At 65.3% G+C, this 18726-nt stretch carries 14 protein-coding genes; 4 read left to right on the top strand and 10 right to left on the bottom strand.

Annotated features, from left to right (window positions below):
- Positions 1-148 precede the first annotated feature (148 nt).
- From ACV7NL_RS00720 to ACV7NL_RS00710, 3 genes are all read right to left on the bottom strand, one after another.
- Positions 149-832, bottom strand: a complete 684-nt coding sequence (locus tag ACV7NL_RS00720; RefSeq protein WP_463354637.1) for a type 1 glutamine amidotransferase domain-containing protein — start codon at positions 830-832, stop codon at positions 149-151.
- Between the two features lie 284 nt (positions 833-1116).
- Positions 1117-1719 (bottom strand): TetR/AcrR family transcriptional regulator, encoded by a 603-nt coding sequence (locus tag ACV7NL_RS00715; RefSeq protein ID WP_247636806.1) that lies wholly within the window; start codon positions 1717-1719, stop codon positions 1117-1119.
- A 330-nt stretch (positions 1720-2049) separates the two neighbouring features.
- The gene (locus ACV7NL_RS00710) at positions 2050-2388 is read right to left on the bottom strand and encodes a hypothetical protein (RefSeq protein WP_463354636.1); all 339 of its coding nucleotides are present in this window, start codon (positions 2386-2388) and stop codon (positions 2050-2052) included.
- Between the two features lie 194 nt (positions 2389-2582).
- Between ACV7NL_RS00710 and ACV7NL_RS00705 the strand changes: the two genes are divergently transcribed.
- Positions 2583-3176, top strand: a complete 594-nt coding sequence (locus tag ACV7NL_RS00705) for a PAS domain-containing protein (protein ID WP_463354635.1) — start codon at positions 2583-2585, stop codon at positions 3174-3176.
- A gap of 236 nt (positions 3177-3412) precedes the next feature.
- Here ACV7NL_RS00705 and ACV7NL_RS00700 read toward each other — a convergent pair whose 3' ends face one another.
- Positions 3413-3991, bottom strand: a complete 579-nt coding sequence (locus tag ACV7NL_RS00700) for a PAS domain-containing protein (RefSeq protein WP_463354634.1) — start codon at positions 3989-3991, stop codon at positions 3413-3415.
- A 190-nt stretch (positions 3992-4181) separates the two neighbouring features.
- On the opposite strand from ACV7NL_RS00700, the gene ACV7NL_RS00695 reads away from it, so the two are divergent.
- Together ACV7NL_RS00695 and ACV7NL_RS00690 are read left to right on the top strand one after the other, a co-directional pair.
- Complete coding sequence (locus ACV7NL_RS00695; protein ID WP_156376312.1) at positions 4182-4523, top strand: hypothetical protein; 342 nt, start codon at positions 4182-4184, stop codon at positions 4521-4523.
- Positions 4524-4709: 186 nt separating this feature from the next.
- Entirely contained in the window at positions 4710-4913 is a 204-nt protein-coding gene (locus ACV7NL_RS00690; RefSeq protein ID WP_463354633.1) for a hypothetical protein, read from the top strand.
- Between the two features lie 55 nt (positions 4914-4968).
- On the opposite strand, the gene ACV7NL_RS00685 is transcribed toward ACV7NL_RS00690, so the two are convergent.
- On the bottom strand, positions 4969-5319 hold the full coding sequence (locus ACV7NL_RS00685) for a hypothetical protein (RefSeq protein WP_463354632.1): 351 nt from the start codon (positions 5317-5319) through the stop codon (positions 4969-4971).
- A 176-nt stretch (positions 5320-5495) separates the two neighbouring features.
- Here ACV7NL_RS00685 and ACV7NL_RS00680 point away from each other — a divergent pair, with 176 nt between their 5' ends.
- Complete coding sequence (locus ACV7NL_RS00680) at positions 5496-6104, top strand: PAS domain-containing protein (protein ID WP_247636799.1); 609 nt, start codon at positions 5496-5498, stop codon at positions 6102-6104.
- Between the two features lie 117 nt (positions 6105-6221).
- Here ACV7NL_RS00680 and ACV7NL_RS00675 read toward each other — a convergent pair whose 3' ends face one another.
- The 5 genes from ACV7NL_RS00675 to ACV7NL_RS00655 all read right to left on the bottom strand — a co-directional run bounded on the left by ACV7NL_RS00675 (position 6222) and on the right by ACV7NL_RS00655 (position 17911).
- The gene (locus ACV7NL_RS00675; protein WP_463354631.1) at positions 6222-7226 is read right to left on the bottom strand and encodes a pilus assembly protein TadG-related protein; all 1005 of its coding nucleotides are present in this window, start codon (positions 7224-7226) and stop codon (positions 6222-6224) included.
- Positions 7227-7236: 10 nt separating this feature from the next.
- Positions 7237-7767, bottom strand: a complete 531-nt coding sequence (locus ACV7NL_RS00670) for a TadE/TadG family type IV pilus assembly protein (protein WP_463354630.1) — start codon at positions 7765-7767, stop codon at positions 7237-7239.
- Positions 7767-8303, bottom strand: coding sequence for a TadE/TadG family type IV pilus assembly protein (locus tag ACV7NL_RS00665; RefSeq protein WP_082507932.1), 537 nt, complete (start codon positions 8301-8303; stop codon positions 7767-7769). Before ACV7NL_RS00665 ends, ACV7NL_RS00670 begins: the two co-directional genes overlap by 1 nt.
- A 62-nt stretch (positions 8304-8365) precedes the next feature.
- Complete coding sequence (locus ACV7NL_RS00660) at positions 8366-8752, bottom strand: hypothetical protein (protein WP_463354629.1); 387 nt, start codon at positions 8750-8752, stop codon at positions 8366-8368.
- A 201-nt stretch (positions 8753-8953) separates the two neighbouring features.
- Positions 8954-17911: an Ig-like domain-containing protein gene (locus ACV7NL_RS00655; RefSeq protein ID WP_463354628.1), complete on the bottom strand. Its 8958-nt coding sequence runs from the start codon at positions 17909-17911 to the stop codon at positions 8954-8956.
- Positions 17912-18726: the final 815 nt, after the last annotated feature.

The raw sequence follows: 18726 nt of genomic DNA, 5'->3' as shown, positions 1-18726 counted from the left end.
GGACCCCGCACCGCGGGGCCGAGGTCGGTGCCGAGGCTCGGGGCTTCGCGAGGTCGCCGATGCAGGGTCTTCGCCCGGGCTCGGCCGGGCGACGATCCTGGGTTGGGCGGACGGTCGGGTGCGGGCGCCGACGAGGGCGCCCGCGTCCTCAGCGATGTGCGAGGTGGGCGACGAGACGCTCGGCGGCGGGGCCGGAGGAGGCCGGGTTCTGGCCGGTGATGAGCAGGCCGTCCGTCACGACGAAGGGGCTCCAATCGGCCCCCTTGGCGTAGAGGCCTCCGTTCCGCTTGAGCTCGTCTTCGACCAGGAACGGAACCACCTGGGTGAGGCCGACGGCCTCCTCCTCGGTGTTCGTGAAGCCGGTGACGGTCCGGCCTTCGACGAGGGGCTTCCCGTCGGGACCCTTGGCGTGGCGCAGGACGCCGGGTGCGTGACAGACCAGGGCCACGGGTTTGCCGGCCCCGAGCGTCGTCTCGATCAGCCCGATCGAGGCGGGGTCCTCGGCGAGGTCCCAGAGGGGCCCGTGACCGCCGGGATAGAAGACGGCGTCGAAGCCCTCGTAGCCGACGGCATCGAGCCGGCCTGTCTCGGCCAGCACCGCCATGGCCGCCGCGTCGGCTTCGAATCGCCGCGTCGTGTCGGTTTGGAAGCTCGGCTCGGCGCTCTTCGGATCGAGCGGCGGGCGGCCGCCCTCGGGCGACACCAGGACGATCTCCGCCCCCGCATCCTTGAACACGTAATAGGGGGCCGCGAGTTCCTCCAGCCAGAAGCCGGTCTTCCGACCCGTGTCGCCGAGGCGGTCGTGTGAGGTCAGGACCATCAGGATCTTCATCGTCGTTCTCCGGGTCTTTCGCTTGGGTGAGAAGAAGGTTTTCGATACCGGGTCGGTCGCCGGGTCGACGGACTTCGCCGGGTTCGGGAGGGCTGAGCGGCGTATCGTGCGTTTGCGATGCGTCCCGCGTCTGGATCTCGCGTCAGCGCCATTTGTCGGGGGCAGGATTCTCGGTTCGCGCCGCCCACCTCCTCGAACCAGGTCCTGCGGAGTTCAGTAGACCGGTCGTCTTTTTCCTGGGCCTGGGAATGGGGGTGTCCTCGATCTCGTTGCAACGCGATGGCTCAGGGCGAGGCGAGGCCAAGGATGCGTCGGGTCGTCCCCATGGCAGCCCCGAACGGTGCGTCGGTCCGAACGATCTTGGCCATCAGGCTCGCACCGAGCCAGACGTGGTACAGATCCTCGGCGGTCGTATGCGGTTCGCTCTCGACCGTGAGCGAGCCTTCCGCCACGCCTGCCGCGATGGATTGCGACAGCCGTGCGATGATCGAGGCCGTGCCGTCCTTCAGGGCGAGGCGCATCGGCTCGGACAGGTCCGAGACTTCTGCCGCAAGCTTCACCGCGAGGCACTTGCGCCGGTCGTCGATGCTCCCCTGTGTCGCCTGCCATTTCCGCCAATAGTTCATCAGGCGCTCGGCATGGTTCAGCCCCGGCTCCGCCAGTGTGATGTCGAGGTCGGCAAGATAGGTTTCGAAGTAGTCCGCCAGGAGGGCTTCGCCGAAAGCCTCCTTGGAGCCGAAGTAGTGGTAGAACGACCCCTTCGGCACGCCGGCCGAGGTCAGGATCTCGTTGAGCCCGACTCCGGAGAAGCCCTTCGCGCCGACGAGGCCATAGGCGGTGTCGAGGATCCCCCGACGGGTGTCGGTCTGTGCGGTGACGCGTCCCATGACCGTGAGATAGTCCGAATTAGACCGGTCGTCTAGTGGCGATTGGGTCTTTTTGTCGGGGACATCACCGGAGCGTATGCCCGACAATCCTGCGGCGTTCGGAGATCATCGCGGAACGTTTCATCGCGGGGGCCTGCTTCGACCACATCGTATCGGCAAGACCCGTTTCGATGTCTGAACAGGGCGGGCGATTGCCGGCTCGGGCTCGATGTCGGAATGACCATCGGTTACCTCATCGTGCGCAGCGCCTGATCCACGCTTCGTCCCCGAGCGGCATCCGGAGCCGAGGGCATCCCTTGCGGCGTCGCGCTGCGGCCTCGAACAACTGCGTTAGGGTGCGAGGCGACCGGTCGAGCTGACGCCCGCATCACGGACGATCTGAAGGCATCGACGGCGCTGCTCGGGATCGGCGATTCGGCAGTAGGCGTCGAGCAGTTCGAGGCATTCACGGCTGAGGGCGACGTCGTAGCCTTCGACCGGCATACCCGCTCCCGGCCCGCCAGAAACCGAACGTGGTGATGTGCCGAACGCGTCTGGCGAGATGCCGAGCTTCTCTGCAATCTGCTCCTGAAGCAGCCGTTTGCGGTTCGATGGAAGAAGTTGACCTTCCGAACTTGCATCAGAAGAGGCGGACGAAGTGGCGTCGACGAGGTTCAGCTTACGGTCCACGTCCTGTCCCCAATCGTCTGCCCATGAGCTTGAGGCCTACATGCCACAGGCCAAAGTGTATGCAAACGCGTGGCCGTATCGTGTCGGGAGAGCGGGAAACACTTTATCCTGTGTTAACCAGCCGTAAAAATGCCTCATGATTCAGTGAACGGAGGAATTGACGCGGGTTGGAGGTGAGAGTGGGACGAGGTCAGTTGGGTGGCGCGAAGGTTTCGCAGATCGGACTGCAGGATGCGATCGACGCCACGGACGTGATCGGCCGCTGGGATTGGGATATTCCCAATGACCGGGCCTTTTCAGATCCGACCGTTGCCCTGCTGTTCGGCGTCGACCCCGCTTTGGCAAAAGCCGGAACTCCCCTCGCTCGGTTCATGAGCGGAATGCATTCTGAAGATCGCGATCCGACACATCGCCTGATCGAACGATGCGCCGAGGCCGGGCGCTCATATCTGGCGGAATACCGGGTTTGTTCGGCCGACGGCAATCTGCGCTGGGTCCTTGCACGCGGTCGATTCGCGCTCAGCCAAACCGGCGCTCCACTGCGAGGCAGCGGGATCCTGATCGACGTGACACAGAAGTGGTTTGACCAGGCAGATCACGCCTCGGCTGCGGTCCTGCATTCCGAGCACCCCCTGGAACGTGCAGCCGAGCACTGCTTGGCTGCACACAAAGCCATCAATGAATTGCCCCGGTCGGTTCTCCACCTGCTGAGCGACGCACTCCTGCTGGAAGTTGGCAGCCAACTGGCGAAGCTCGAGGGCGATCAGCGCCGTGCGCGCATGAACTGATCGACCGCTGGCGCTACCAGCGCCGAAAGCGATCGAAAACCTGTGCGGAATGGGTTGCGACGCACGAGAACAGGGCGCCGGCGCGTCCGAGGTCGGTCCTGCCACATCCGCTCTGTGAACTGCTCCGGCGGGCGGAAGTCTTGTTTGCAGACGGGACAACCGACCGGCCAGCGAAGGACCTCGACCCGGTGCTCGAAGGATCGCGACCCGCTGCAACCGGCTCAAGGACCTCCGGGCTAATTCATTGCACCGCGACGTCGTTCGTCCGTGAGTTTGGAGAGCGCACGCCCAACCTCCAGCAGCAGCATATCGCTCATCCGGTGTAGGAGGGGCTCGGGATACTCATGAATCGCTTCACGGGCCGCAAGGCAATGCTCTGCCGCGCGTTCCAAGGGGTGCTGAGCCTGGCAACTCGCATCAGAACTTCTCGCATGATCACCGAGGCGAGATTGTGTGATGTCGATCAGCACACCGCTACCACGCTGAGGCCGTCCTGCCTCGTCCAATGCGATGCGTCCACGATCCAGAACCCAGCGTACCACACCGTCGGCCGAGCAAACTCGGTACTCGAACGCGCAGCAAAGGCCCGTTTCAGTGCTCAGTTTGATCTCGCGAATAAACCGCTCGCGGTCCTCCGGATGAACGCCGGCGAGGAACGTACCGAGAGAGGTGCCCGCTGCGGTCTCCGCGGGGTTGATGTTGAAGACAAGTGCTACGAGGGCGTCGGCATAGACGCGATCATTCGGAACGTCATATTCCCAGCGTCCGATAATATCGGATGCGTCAAGCGCCTGTTGCAGCATGATTTGCGACACCAGGGTCTCACGCGTTTGAAATCGCCCCACTCGCATCTCCGTGGTCGGATACAATGTGATGTTGCAGCATAATAAGAAAAAAACTAGCGAAAGCTATCCTCATCAAAATCTCGATGCGACATAAAAAGCTGTATGGTATCCTCCATGAAAGCGTTCGAGATGCAGTTTTGGGTTGTGGTGGAGAAGCGCCATGGGCCGTAAGCTGAGCCCGGCTGAAGCCGATGCGTTTACTAAAAACATCACGCGCCTGCCGGATCAGGAGGCGGAGGCTTCACCCTCGTATGGCTCGACCCTTCAATCCCGCATTGCAGATGCGCTCGGTCTGTCCGTATCAGACCTTTTCGATCGAGGGGCTTCCGACAATCAGGTTCCAGACGCCGGTCCTGGCGGGCCACCGGCCGAGACGGCGTTGAGCCGAGACTGTTCCGATCTCGTCGCGGTTTTCGCGTGTGTGGAAGACCCGGAAGAGCGCCAGCGCCTGCTGAAGATGGTTCGGGACGCAGTTCAAAGGAACAAGCACGGCAAGCTCTGACGTCGAGCATTCGGTATCGGACGTAAGCCTCTGAAACACGCGATTGAAATTGTTGATCGATTATAAAAGTTTACACCGCGTTCATATTAAGACACATCAATGAAACGCCCTTCCTTGCAACAGAATGGCAGCGTGCAACTTCGTTCTCTGTCTTTTGTTATCACGCTGAAGCAGGCTTGATCCTCAATGGAATACGACGAACGTTTCGAGGCCATGGCGGACGCATGCCTCAAAGCTCATGAAGCGGTCGCCGAGACAGGCACCCCGGCGATGCGCGCCATGACACGCGCCTTGCTGTGGCAGGTTGCACAGGAACTCGCTCAGAAAGACGAGCGCCGCAAAATGATGGACCGTTTTGACGAGGCGTCGGCGGAACGGCTGGAGGCGTGATCGCCAGCGTGAGATCAATGCGGCGACGTACTTTTAACCGGCTACCGTCGAGCCATCATGCTTCTTCCACCGGGCCCTCGTCTGCCGAGGCAGATGCCACCTCGCGAACGGCTTGAAGGCATCGACGGCGTTGCTCAACATCTGTGATGCGGATGTACGCGTCGAGCAGTTCCAGGCACTCCCGGCTCAAGGCGGTGTCGGTCGACTGAAACGGGTCGGACGCGCTGTGCACGGCGTTCGGGGTTTCGCCTGGGTCCCGCAGCTCGGCGGCGGATATTCCGAGCTGCCGCGCGATGCGATTCTGAAGGTCCTGCCTCAGATCGGAAATGACTTGATCGTGTCCGTCGACGTCTGGTTCGGGTGGAAAGGACCTTGCTCCCTCGCTGGCATCGAGCTTGTGCCCCATCTCTCATCCCCGGTTGCATACAAAATTTGGCACCGTCGATTTAGCTGACCGGACGCTCGAACGCGATGGTGCAAAAAGACCAGTACGAGGTGTGAACCTGATTTCATATGTTAATATTTTGTTTTTCAGTTTCGGTGCCAAGTTATGTCGGAGATTCACGAGGCCAGGATCATCTGATGGCGCGGCGGGATACATGCGCGGCTGAAACCCCACAGATCGCGCTACAAGATGCCATGGATGCGTCGGATATGATCGGGCGCTGGGAATGGGATATCCCCAATGACCGGTTGTTTGCCGATGCGACCGTTGCTCTGCTTTCGAGTGTCGACCCTTCGGTGGCGCGCGGCGGAGCTCCGCTGAGTCTGTTCCTGAAAGCCGTTCATCCCGAAGATCGGGTAAAAACGGCCGAGATCATCGCCAGAAGCGCGCTGTCGGGCCGCTCCTATGTGCATGAGTATCGCATTCATTCAGCCGACGGCGCCCTGCGCTGGGTTTTGGCACGCGGTCGCATCGAGTTGGATGAAACGGGCCAGCCCCGCCGCGGCTCCGGCTTCCTGATCGACGTGACTGAAAATCACGCCGATGAAGCCGCTTGTTCCGCCGGGTTACCGGATCTCTCAGAGCATCCGTTGGAGGAGGCGGCGGAGCATTGCCTCGCCGCCCGTCAGGCCGTCCAGAAGCTCGCCGATCCTCTCCTGGAGAACATGACCAACATGCTTCTGCTGGAGCTTGGGCGACGCCTCTCGAAACTGGAACGTGATCAGCGCCGCGCGCGCATGAACTGATCGTCGGATCGACCCGCTATCTCCCGACCAGCGCGCGCCTCCGCGGCGTTTGATATGCGTCGCCTTTTTTCAAAAGGATGTCGGGACGGTAAGCCGTCCTCCGCCGACCCTCAAACGTCACCGGGTCAAGACCACGGTGTTCGTGGCGCCCACGCCCGATGGGGTGCTGGGACAGGTTACGTTGAACACGGCATCGTTGTAGTCCTTGTCGTCGACCAACCCGCCCATATCATTCCATTTGTAGGTGATTTTCCGGCCCGGCGTCTGATTGCAGTTGACCGTTGCATTGCTCGGAGCGCCCAACGAGCAGAAGCCGTTACTCAGTAACCCGCCCTGCGTCGTCGTCTGAAGACTGCAGTTGAACAGCTGCAGCGCATAGGCGGCGGATGACGGGGGAACGAGGTGCGAATAGAAGATGTGGCTGCTCCCCGGAGCGGCGCCATAGCCATTGCGGCCATAGCTCGAGATCCCACCGGTCACGTTCTTCAGAGCGAACCCGATCTTCTGGCCGGTTCCGATGACGGCGGAAATATCCTTGGAACTGCTCCCTGCCGTGTTGGAAAATAGTAAGTTCAGATCGCTGTTGCTTGGAATTCCGTTGTTGGCTGGCACGACGTACCAGTAGATACTGTTCGCGTCGGCGGAATTGCTGGCGAAGCTCGACAGTGAGAACGCCAGCTTGTAGCCGGCACTGCGGGCCTCCGACAGGACCGTGACGGCAGTCTCGCTCGACACCATCGAGAGGATGGAGTTCGGGACCCGCGCTTCAGCCGCCACGGCCACGCTGTAGACGGCCGCGCTCGCCGCGCTCGGCGTTGCGGTGAAGGTCACATTCGCTGCGGAGGGCATCCGCGCGATGGCGTTGGCCATGAAACGCGTCGCGGTCGCCTGAGCGGTCGAACTTGTCGTGGCCGATACGTAGACGGACGCGCCCGCCAAGGCGGCGCTGTCGGCCGCCGCCTGAAGCTCGGATCGGAGCTGGACCGCCCGCATCATGTCGAGCCCGCCGCCCGCAATCAGCAGAACGGGAACGAGCATGACCCCGAACCAGACCGCAAACGTGCCCCTGCAATCCGTCTGGAAACAGCAAGGCGTGTCGCGTGGCGAGGAAGCGACCGGCATCCGCATGCTCTCAACTGCCGTAGGTCACCGCCGTGCCGGAACGCGGGCGCGCTAGGGCGGAAACCGAGAAGGTCACGTTCAACGCAAGGGGAAAGGTCAGGGGTGATGCGTAACGAAAGCTCGCCTTGACAACGATCGCGCTGTCTCCGGAACTGGTCGTGACGGGCGCGGCATCGCTCGCGGCATTGGCGATCGCCGAGACGATGCCGCAGCTGGTGTTCGTCCAGTCGACCTTCCGAACCGTGTTGAGGTAACTCACGCTCGCAACCGATGCCGCAAAGCCCGCGGTATCGAGGGGCAGCAGCGAGAGCTTGGCACCCTTGCAGTAATCCGCGACGTCCGAGGCCGTGACGCTCGCCTGCTGCGAAACGAGATCCGCCAGGTTGCGCGTGGCAGCAACGGCGAGCATCCGTGCCCGCGCCAGTGCGAAGACCTGGAAACTCCCGAGCATCGCGATCAGGATGAACGGAGCGATCAGGGCGAACTCGACGGCGCCGACGCCGGCTTCGTCGGACCGGTACCGCCTTGCCAAGGCGAGCATCAGTAGGGCTCGTTCTGAAACGACAAGGTCGTCAACAGCAGAACATGCGTGTCGAAGCCTGCGCCCTTCAACATCCCCGATAGCGGCGCCTTGCTATAGCCGATCTGGAGAATAACGTCGGATCCGGAGCTGCCGGAATTGAAGCCGGTCTTGCTCAATCCCCCGGCGCTGGTCGATGTCGCGGGCGAGAGGCTGGCAAAGCTCGTACCCGACTGAACATAATAGACGATCTTGTCGCAAGGAATGACGGGTGACGCCTTCGCGCAGATCGCGGCCTTGAAGGTCGCCTCGTTCACCGACCCGATCCGGAGCAGCCGGCTCGCATCACGCGCCGCGTTGTCGAGGGTACTGAGCATCAGCAGGCACAGACCAACCTCGATCCAGGCGAGAACCATCGCCAGGAAGCACGGCGTGATCATCGCGACCTCGACGGCTGTCGCCGCGCGCGTGTCGCGGATGAAGTCAGCCCATAGCCGGCACCACCGATGTGATCCGGAGCGTGTTCGACGGGACGGGGCGTCGCATGGGCGATCCATCTGCGCTCTCCCAGCTCGACAAGCCCCGTCGCGGCGACCGACCGGGATCCGCGGGCCGATGTTCAGTCGGAATGGGCGAATCGCGCCGGAGCCGGATCGGACGGCGTCGGGGCAAACGTAGAGCTGTAGAGCTGCTCGTGCTGCCCCAGCAGCGTCAGGATCTGCGCGCGCAAGCCCGCATAGGAGTCCTGCATCTGGCGGAAATTCGCGTTGGTGGCCGTCTGCATATCACTCAAACGGTCGAGATCGTCCGTCTGGCTCTCCGCTTCGAGGAGACGGCTGCTCTCCCGTAACGCCAGAGTTCGCACCTGACGTTCGATGGCCTTCAAGGCCGCGACCTGTCCAGCGATGTAGTCCTGGGCATCCATCAGCTGCTCTACGCTTCTCTGGATGGTTCGCCGGAACTGCACCACATCCGGCACGGAGATCAAATCGTTGGCGGGGATCATGAGGGCAAGACCTCGATCTGCTGCTGTTCGGCTCTCAAACCCGGTGAAGTGGGGCTCGCCAGGCTGTACGGCTGCCCTGATGAGGCTTGGCCCCCGGGCGGTGTTCTTGTGACGTCACGGAACGCTGGATTCGTCCCGTCCGGCCAAAGCATGACCGGTGGAGCCCGCGACGATTCTCGCGGGCTCCGGTCTTGCGGGATCTCAGACCGGGAGGCGGCCTTCCTTCATGCCGAACTCAAGGAAGTGTTGCAGGGGATCCCAGCCGGCGGCGGCGACATCCGGGTTGGCTTCGAGGTAGGCGTTCGTGTGAAAGCCGGGTCCCGGATCGCGCCCCTCGTGCCATCCATACTCCTGGTAGTGGATCAAGGGATTGGCCCCATTCGCGGCGACGTCGGGGTTCGCGGCCAGGTAGGCGGCCGGATCGAACAGCTCGTTGGGGGCTCGCCCTTCCTTGGCACCGAAGTCGAGGTAGTGCTGGAAGGCGTAGTCCCCCGGCTGAACGCCCGTCGCTGACCGTGCGGCGGCAGCGACGTCGGGATTGTGTCCCAGGTAGAACTCGACATCGAAGTCTCCCACAAGAGTCGGAGAACTTTCACCTTCGTACACGCTACGACCTTCCCGCTGGCCATGCTGAAGGTAATGCTCCAGGGCATTGGCACCCGCCGCCTTCACGTCCGGATTCAGAGACAGATACGTCTCAGGTGCGAAATCCGAACCCGGACTCCGGCCTTCCCGTTCGCCGTAGTTGAAGTAATGCTCCAGGGGATTGACGCCGGCCGCCGCCACGTCGGGATTTTCGGCCAAATACTCGCGCGTATGGAAGTAGGCGTTCGGATCACGTCCCTCGCGCCAGCCAAACGTCTCGTAATGGGTGTCGGCATCGACGTGGGCCCTCCACACATCCAGGTTGTTCGACAGGTACCAGACATCATCCACGAGTGAGTGGCCGTCGTTCTCCTGGATCGTACCATCCGTGAAGTGGAGCGTTCCGATACCACTGATGTCGTGATGCACGCCCTCCGGGTCCGTCAGGACGAGAGACTCGCCAGCCAAGGTGACGTGAGCATCGACGAAGGCGAAGCCAAACGTTGCCGCGGCAGCTGGAGCGACCCCTTGAAGAGCGACGCTGAGGGACGCCGAGTTCGACAGACCTTGTTCGTCCGAGACCGTGTAGGTGAAGATCTCAGTTCTGGTTTGCGCGCCGTTCCCGACGTTGTTGGCTCCGATGGCTTGATAGCTGTAGTGACCGTCTGCGGAGATCTGGAGAGTTCCATGGTCGGACACGACCGTGGCGGTACCCGTCGTCGGAACCTCAGCGGTCACGCCGTTTGCAAAGCGCACTGACGTCACGTGCAGGACATCGCCAGCATTGGGGTCAGTGTCGTTGGCGAGGACGTTGCCGGTCACCGCTGGTGCGTGCGTCACCGTCGAGATTGCCTCCGACACCGCCTGCGGGGCGACATTTCCGGGGCTGGTCGCATCGATCGTCATAGCGATGCGGCTCGTACTCGGCCCCACGTTGCCAGCCGCATCGATGATGTCGGCCGTCAACACGGTGTTCCCATCCGCCAGCGGGGTGGTGGGCGTGAAGGTGAAGCGTCCGTCGGTCCCGACCAGCGCCGTGCCGAGCACGGTGCCGTCAGACGAGATGGTGATGGTGGCGCCGGCCTCGGCCGTACCCGTGATGGTTGGGGTGGTGTCGGTGGTGGGCGTCAAGGCGTCCAGCACCGGTGCGCCCGGCGGCATGAGGTCGATGACCAGGGGCGTCGCTGCGGAGGCGGGCGAGGCGTTGCCCGCCACATCCACGGCGACCGCCGTGAGGCTGGCCGTGCCTTCGGGCAGAGCGGCCGGCGTCAGGCTGAAGCTGCCATCGGCAGCGGCCACGGTCGAGCCGATCTGGGTCGAGCCGTTCGAGACGATGACGGTCGAACCCGGCTCGGCCGTACCGGTGATGGTCGGAGTGGTGTCGTTGGTGGGCGCCAGGGCATCCAGCACCGGGGCGATGGGAGGCGTGGTGTCCCCGTTGCCCGGCGTGGCGGTGACCACGAGGGTGACCGGGGTGGAGCCCGCCCCCACATTGCCGGCCGCATCGGCGGCGGTACCCGTCAGGACGTTGTTCCCGTCCGCCAGCGGGATGGTCGGCGTGAAGGTGAAGCGTCCGTCGGTCCCGGCGAGCGCCGTGCCGAGCACGGTGCCGTTGTCGGAGATGATGACGGTGGTGCCGGCCTCGGCCGTACCCGTGATGGTCGGGGTGGTGTCGGTGGTCGGCGCCAGGGCGTCGAACACCGGTGCGCCCGGCGGCGTGAGGTCGATGACCAGGGGCGTCGCTGCGGAGGCGGGCGAGGCGTTGCCCGCCACATCCACGGCGACCGCCGTGAGGCTGGCCGTGCCTTCGGGCAGAGCGGCCGGCGTCAGGCTGAAGCTGCCATCGGCAGCGGCCACGGTCGAGCCGATCTGGGTCGCGCCGTTCGAGACGATGACGGTCGAACCCGGCTCGGCCGTGCCGGTGATGGTCGGGGTGGTGTCGTTGGTCGGTGCCAGGGCATCCAGCACCGGGGCCGTGGGAGGCGTGGTGTCCCCGTTGCCCGGCGTGGCGGTGACCACGAGGGTGACCGGGGTGGAGCCCGCCCCCACATTGCCGGCCGCATCGGCGGCGGTACCCGTCAGGACGTTGTTCCCGTCCGCCAGCGGGATGGTCGGCGTGAAGGTGAAGCGTCCGTCGGTCCCGGCGAGCGCCGTGCCGAGCACGGTGCCGTTGTCGGAGATGATGACGGTGGTGCCGGCCTCGGCCGTACCCGTGATGGTCGGGGTGGTGTCGGTGGTCGGCGCCAGGGCGTCGAACACCGGTGCGCCCGGCGGCGTGAGGTCGATGACCAGGGGCGTCGCTGTGGAGGCGGGCGAGGCGTTGCCCGCCGCATCCACGGCGATCGCCGTGAGGCTGGCCGTGCCTTCGGGCAGAGCGGCCGGCGTCAGGCTGAAGCTGCCATCGGCAGCGGCCACGGTCGAGCCGATCTGGGTCGCGCCGTTCGAGACGATGACGGTCGAACCCGGCTCGGCCGTGCCGGTGATGGTCGGAGTGGTGTCGTTGGTGGGCGCCAGGGCATCCAGCACCGGGGCGATGGGAGGCGTGGTGTCCCCGTTGCCCGGCGTGGCGGTGACCACGAGGGTGACCGGGGTGGAGCCCGCCCCCACATTGCCGGCCGCATCGGCGGCGGTACCCGTCAGGACGTTGTTCCCGTCCGCCAGCGGGGTGGTCGGCGTGAAGGTGAAGCGTCCGTCGGTCCCAGCGAGCGCCGTGCCGAGCACGGTGCCGTTGTCGGAGATGATGACGGTGGTGCCGGCCTCGGCCGTACCCGTGATGGTCGGGGTGGTGTCGGTGGTCGGCGCCAGGGCGTCGAACACCGGTGCGCCCGGCGGCGTGAGGTCGATGACCAGGGGCGTCGCTGTGGAGGCGGGCGAGGCGTTGCCCGCCGCATCCACGGCGACCGCCGTGAGGCTGGCCGTGCCTTCGGGCAGAGCGGCCGGTGTCAGGCTGAAGCTGCCATCGGCAGCGGCCACGGTCGAGCCGATCTGGGTCGTGCCGTTCGAGACGATGACGGTCGAACCCGGCTCGGCCGTGCCGGTGATGGTCGGGGTGGTGTCGTTGGTCGGTGCCACGAAGGCGGTGATGCTTGGAGCGTTCGGCGCAACGCTGTCGATGGTCAGAGCGACCGCAGCAGAGGGCGCCGAGACGTTACCGGCGAGATCCTGTGCGGTGACGGTGATGCTGTTGGTGCCCTGAGCCAGGTCGGCGACTGGGGTATAGCTGAACACGCCGTTCGCGCCGGCGGTGGCGGTGCCCAGAACGGTGCCGTTGTCCGAGAGGGTGACGGTCGAACCCGCCTCGGCCGTGCCCCTGATGGTCGGGGTGGCGTCGGTGGTGAGGCCGGCCGCGGTGGTGATCACCGGTGCGCCGGGAGCGACGCTGTCGATGGTGAGAGCCACGGCGGTCGACGGTGCCGAGACGTTGCCGGCGAGATCCTGCGCCGTGACGGTGAAGCTGCTGGCACCCTGAGCCAGATCGGCGGCCGGGGTGAAGCTGAAGACGCCGTTCGGTCCGGCCACGGCGATGCCCAGCACGATGCCGTTATCCGAGATGGTCACGGTCGAACCGGCCTCGGCCGTGCCCGTGATGGTCGGGGTGGCGTCGTTGGTGAGGCCGGGGGCGATAGTGAGGGTTGGCGCAGCGGGGGCGAGGCTGTCGATGGTGAGAGCGACCGCGGCCGAAGGCGCCGAGACGTTGCCGGCGAGATCCTGTGCGGTGACGGTGACGCTGTTGGCGCCCTGAGCAAGGTTGGCGGCCGGGGTGAAGTTGAACGCGCCGCTGGTGTCGGCGACGGCGGTGCCCAGAACAAGGCCGTTGTCCGAGATGGTCACCGTCGAACCGGCTTCGGCCGTGCCCGTGATGGTCGGGGTGGCGTCGTTGGTGAGACCGGCTGCGCTTGTGATGACCGGTGCGTCGGGGGCGAGGCTGTCGATGGTGAGAGCCACGGAAGCCGAGGGCGTGGAGACGTTGCCGGCCGGACCCCGTGCGGTGGCGGTCAGGAGGTTGCTGCCTTCCGTGAGCGGGGTGGTGGGGGTGAAGCTGAACACGCCGTTCGCGCCGGCCAGCGCCGTCCCCAGCAAAATGCCGTTGTCCGAGATGGTCACCGTCGAGCCGGCCTCGGCCGTGCCCGTGATGGTCGGAGTGGCGTCGTTGATGAGGCCGGCCGGGGTGGTGATCACCGGTGCGCCGGGAGCGACGCTGTCGATGGTGAGAGCCACGGCGGAGGACGGTGCCGAGATGTTGCCGGCGAGATCCTGCGCCGTGACGGTGACGCTGTTGGCACCCTGAGCCAGATCGGTGGCGGGCGTGAAGCTGAAGACGCCGTTCGTGTCGGCGACGGTGGTGCCCAACACGATGCCGTTGTCCGAGATGGTCACGGTCGAACCGGCCTCCGCCGTGCCCGTGATGGTCGGGGTGGCGTCGTTGGTGAGACCGGCTGCGCTTGTGATGACCGGTGCGTCGGGGGCGAGGCTGTCGATGGTGAGCGCCACGGCAGCAGAGGCTGCCGAGACGTTGCCGGCGAGATCCCGTGCGGTGACGGTGAAGCTGTTGGCACCCTGAGCCAGATCGGTGGCCGGGGTGAAGCTGAACGTGCCGTTCGTGTCGGCCAGGGCGGTGCCCAGCACGATGCCGTTATCCGAGATGGTCACCGTCGAACCAACCTCGGCCGTGCCCGTGATGGTCGGGGTGGCGTCGTTGGTCAGGCCGGGTGCTGTGGTGAGGGTTGGCGCATCAGGCGCAACGCTGTCGATGGTGAGCGCCACGGCGACAGAGGCTGGCGACACGTTGCCGACGAGATCCAGCGCGGTGGCGGTCAGGACGTTGCTGCCTGCCGTGAGTGGGATGGTGGGTGTGAAGCTGAAACCCCCGTTCATGCCAGCGACGGCCGTGCCGATCAGGATGCCGTTGTCCAAGATGGTGACGGTGGCGCCGGCCTCGGCCGTGCCCGTGATGGTGGGAGTCGTGTCGTTCGTGGGGCCTGCAAACGCTGTGATGCTCGGAGCGAGAGGAGCCACCGTGTCGACCAGCACCGTCACGGGTGCGGCCGGCGAGGCGGAGCCGCCGAGGGGCGTTGCCGTGACCTCCAGCGCATTGGTGCCGTCCGCCAGCGGAACCGTGAGAGTCACGCTGAAGAGACCGCCGGGACCAGCGGTGCCGACGCCGACCGCGCTCCCGTTGCTGGTGATCGTGATCAGGTCGCCAGCCAGGGCCGTCCCGGTGATGACGGGCGTGTCGTCGTTGGTCGGCGCCACGTAGTCGACGAGAGGGGCGCCGGGCACCCTCGTGTCGATGACGACCGGCGTCACGACCGAGGGAGCCGACAGATTGCCGGCGCCATCCTGCGCCGTGGCGGTGAGGTTGGCAGGTCCGTTCGGCAGAGGCACCGTCGGAGTCAGGCTGAAGCTGCCATCGGCGGCGGCGATGACGGTACCCAGCACGAGTGCGTCGCTGCGGACCGTGACCGTCGCCCCTGCCTCGGCCGTGCCCGTGATGGTCGGGGTGGCGTCGGCGATGGTGCCTGCAAAGGCGGTGATGGTCGGCGCACCGGGCGCAACGCTGTCGATGGTCAGAGCTACGGCAGCAGAGGGCGCCGAGACGTTGCCGGCGAGATCGCGCGCGGTGACGGTGACGGTGTTGACACCCTGGGCCAGGTCTGCGGTCGGGGTGAAGCTGAAGAGCCCGTTCGTGTCAGCCACGGCGGTGCCCAGCACGGTGCCGTTGTCCGAGACGGTGACGGTGGAGCCAGCCTCGGCCGTGCCCGTGATGGTCGGGGTGGTGTCAGGGGTGAGACCGGCCGCTGTGGTGATCACCGGTGCACCGGGAGTGAGGCTGTCGATGGTGAGAGCCACGGCGGCGGAGGCTGCCGAGACGTTGCCGGCGAGATCGCGGGCGGTCACGGTGACGGTGTTGACACCCTGGGCCAGGTCTGCGGCCGGGGTGAAGCTGAAGATGCCGTTCGTTCCGGCCACGGCCGTGCCGAGCACGGTCCCGTTGTTCGAGACGGTGACGGTGGCGCCGGCCTCGGCCGTGCCGGTGATGGTCGGGGTGGCGTCGTTGGTGAGGCCGGGCGCGATGGTGATCACCGGCGCACCGGGGGCGAGGCTGTCGATGGTGAGAGCCACGGCGGCAGAAGGCACCGAGACGTTGCCGGCGAGATCCCGCGCGGTCACGGTCAGAACATTGCTACCCTGGACCAGATCGGCCGCCGGGGTGAAGCTGAACACGCCGGTCGTGTCGGCCACGGCCGTGCCGAGCACGATGCCGTTATCCGAGATGGTGACGGTGGCGCCCGCCTCGGCCGTTCCTGTGATGGTCGGAGTGGCGTCGGGGGTGAGACCGGGCGCTGTGGTGATGGTTGGCGCGCCGGGGGCGAGGCTGTCGACGGTCAGAGTCACGGCGGCAGAGGGTGTCGAGACGTTGCCGGCAAGATCGCGCGCGGTCACGGTCAGAAAATTGGGACCCTGGACCAGATCGGCCGCCGGGGTGAAGCTGAAGAGGCCGTTGGGTCCGGCCACGGCGGTGCCCAGCACGATGCCGTTATCCGAGATGGTGACGGTGGCACCGGCCTCGGCCGTGCCCGTGATGGTCGGAGTGGCATCGTTGGTGAGGCCGGCTGCGGTGGTGATCACCGGCGCACCGGGGGCGAGGCTGTCGATGGTGAGAGCCACGGCGGCGGAGGGCGCCGAAACGTTGCCGGCAAGATCGCGTGCGGTCACGGTCAGAAGGTTGGGACCCTGGACCAGATCGGCCGCCGGGGCGAAGCTGAAGACGCCGTTGAGGCCGGCCACGGCGGTGCCGATCACGGTGCCGTTGTTCGAAATGGTCACCGTCGAACCGGCCTCGGCCGTGCCGGTGATGGTCGGGGTGGCATCGTTGGTGAGGCCGGCCGCGGTGGTGATCACCGGCGCACCGGGGGCGAGGCTGTCGATGGTCAGAGCCACGGCAGCCGAGGGCGCCGAGATGCTGCCGGCGAGATCGCGTGCCGTGACGGTGATGCTGTTGGCACCCTGGACCAGATCGGCCGCCGGGGTGAAGCTGAACACGCCGTTGGGTCCGGCCACGGCGGTGCCCAGAACGGTTCCGTTGTTCGAGATGGTGACGGTGGCGCCGACCTCGGCCGTACCCGTGATGGTCGGGGTGGCGTCGTTGGTGAGGCCGGCGGCGGTGGTGATCACCGGTGCGCTGGGGGCGACGCTGTCGATGGTGAGAGCCACGGCGGCGGAGGGCGCCGAAACGTTGCCGGCAAGATCGCGTGCGGTGACGGTGAAGCTGTTGGGACCCTGAACAAGGTCGGCGCCCGGGGTGAAGCTGAACACGCCGTTCGGTCCGGCCACGGCGGTGCCGAGCACGATGCCGTTATCCGAGATGGTGACGGTGGCGCCGGCTTCGGCCGTACCCGTGATGGTCGGGGTGGCGTCGTTGGTAAGCCCTGCTGCCGTTGTGATCACCGGTGCGCCGGGGGCGACGCTGTCGATGGTGAGAGCGACAGCGGCCGAGGGCGCCGAGATGTTGCCGGCGAGATCGCGGGCGGTCACGGTCAGGACGTTGCTACCCTGACCCAGGTTGGCGGTTGGGGTGAAGCTGAACACGCCGTTCGGTCCGGCCACGGCGGTGCCGAGCACGGTGCCGTTATCCGAGATGGTCACCGTCGAACCGGCCTCGGCCGTGCCCGTGATGGTCGGGGTGGCGTCGTTGGTGATCCCTGCTGGCGTTGTGATCACCGGTGCGCCGGGGGCGACGCTGTCGATGATGAGAGCGACGGCGGCGGAGGCTGCCGAGACGTTGCCGGCGAGATCGCGCGCGGTGACGGTGAAGCTGTTGGCACCCTGAACAAGGTCGGCGCCCGGGGTGAAGCTGAACACGCCGTTCGGTCCCGCCACGGCGGTGCCGAGCACGATGCCGTTGTCCGAGATGGTGACGGTGGCGCCGGCCTCGGCCGTGCCCGTGATGGTCGGGGTGGCGTCCGTGGTGAGCCCTGCTGCCGTTGTGATGACCGGTGCGCCGGGGGCGACGCTGTCGATGGTGAGAGCGACAGCGGCAGAGGGCGCCGAGATGTTGCCGGCGAGATCGCGGGCGGTCACGGTCAGGACGTTGCTACCCTGACCCAGGTCGGCGCCCGGGGTGAAGCTGAACGCGCCGTTCGGTCCGGCCACGGCGGTGCCGAGCACGATGCCGTTGTCCGAGATGGTGACGGTGGCACCGGCCTCGGCCGTGCCCGTGATGGTCGGGGTGGCGTCGGTGGTGAGGCCGGCGGCGGTGGTGATCACCGGTACGCCGGGGGCAACGCTGTCGATGGTGAGAATGACGGCGGTGGATGATGCCGAGACGTTGCCGGCGAGATCGCGTGCGGTCGCGGTGAAGCTGTTGGCACCCTGAGCCAGGTTGGTGGTTGGGGTGAAGCTGAACACGCCGTTCGGTCCAGCGACGACCGAGTCCAGCACCGTGCCGTTGATCGAGATGGTGACGGTCGAACCCGCCTCGGCCGTGCCTACGATGGTCGGGGTGGCGTCGTTGGTGAGCCCAGCTGCGGTTGTGATGGTTGGCGTACCGGGCGCAACCGTATCGATCGTCAAGGCAACATCGTCGATTCCAAAACCGAGCTGTCCAAGTGAAACATCTAGAACGCTCCCTCTGAACACCCTGACTTCAGTCAGATTTTGCCATGCGGAGCTGAACTGATACCGAGTCTCCCCCAGGAGCAGGCCGAGACTGACCAGGTCTCCGGACGCAGCCGAAACAACCTCGACGCCGTTTCTGTATCCGACGAAGACGACACCGGATAAAACACTCAAATCTGCTCTGATCGACAAAGCATTTAAATCGAATAACGTCCCGGTTTGGCGCGAGATCGACAGATAGCCCGAGATCGATCCGGTTTTCAGGCTCGCATCCGGCTCCAAAAATTCGCGGTTGACGGCAAGTGTTCCCGTTGTGGCTCCAGAGGCATTCCGCTGAGCATAAACAAATCCATCGATCGTCAGCGAGCTGCCTGATCTGCCGGAGGATGCTTCAAACGTTTGGGTGCTTGCCATAGCTGTTCTCTCTAGGTGCGCCCGCGGATCCACATCCAACGGCTGGTTACACTTCAGACTGGACATGCCTGACGAGGACGCGGTGTTGTTCCCGTCGGTCATTCACAAATATCAACCTACATACGAACAGTTCTCACGCAAGTATGTGTCGGCAGAGCCCGGGTGCGAAAACGACCGGCAGCAGCGGTTCTCGCTTTGCAAGCTTAATGACTGCCTAATGAACCCGATAACGGCAGAAATTCGATCGGATTTCCGGAAGTTTCCGCGATTCGGACAAGAAAATTTAGGATATTTTTAAGAGCCTGAAGATCGTCTTAGGTGATGTGAGGCGCGCAACCAGCCCGAACGACACCCGA

This window comes from Methylobacterium sp. Ger2507, assembly GCF_055231875.1.
The sequence above is the reverse complement of the archived record's forward strand: the minus strand, read 5'-3'. Positions and strand labels throughout refer to the sequence as shown.

What these genes read in the sequence shown, in the direction of transcription:
- ACV7NL_RS00675 (WP_463354631.1), bottom strand. Translation starts at nt 7,226, where the DNA reads ATGCCGGTCGCTTCCTCGCCACGCGACACGCCTTGCTGTTTCCAGACG.
- ACV7NL_RS00660 (WP_463354629.1), bottom strand. Translation starts at nt 8,752, where the DNA reads ATGATCCCCGCCAACGATTTGATCTCCGTGCCGGATGTGGTGCAGTTC.
- ACV7NL_RS00670 (WP_463354630.1), bottom strand. Translation starts at nt 7,767, where the DNA reads ATGCTCGCCTTGGCAAGGCGGTACCGGTCCGACGAAGCCGGCGTCGGC.
- ACV7NL_RS00715 (WP_247636806.1), bottom strand. Translation starts at nt 1,719, where the DNA reads ATGGGACGCGTCACCGCACAGACCGACACCCGTCGGGGGATCCTCGAC.
- ACV7NL_RS00680 (WP_247636799.1), top strand. Translation starts at nt 5,496, where the DNA reads ATGGCGCGGCGGGATACATGCGCGGCTGAAACCCCACAGATCGCGCTA.
- ACV7NL_RS00685 (WP_463354632.1), bottom strand. Translation starts at nt 5,319, where the DNA reads ATGGGGCACAAGCTCGATGCCAGCGAGGGAGCAAGGTCCTTTCCACCC.
- ACV7NL_RS00695 (WP_156376312.1), top strand. Translation starts at nt 4,182, where the DNA reads ATGGGCCGTAAGCTGAGCCCGGCTGAAGCCGATGCGTTTACTAAAAAC.
- ACV7NL_RS00720 (WP_463354637.1), bottom strand. Translation starts at nt 832, where the DNA reads ATGAAGATCCTGATGGTCCTGACCTCACACGACCGCCTCGGCGACACG.
- ACV7NL_RS00690 (WP_463354633.1), top strand. Translation starts at nt 4,710, where the DNA reads ATGGAATACGACGAACGTTTCGAGGCCATGGCGGACGCATGCCTCAAA.
- ACV7NL_RS00665 (WP_082507932.1), bottom strand. Translation starts at nt 8,303, where the DNA reads ATGGATCGCCCATGCGACGCCCCGTCCCGTCGAACACGCTCCGGATCA.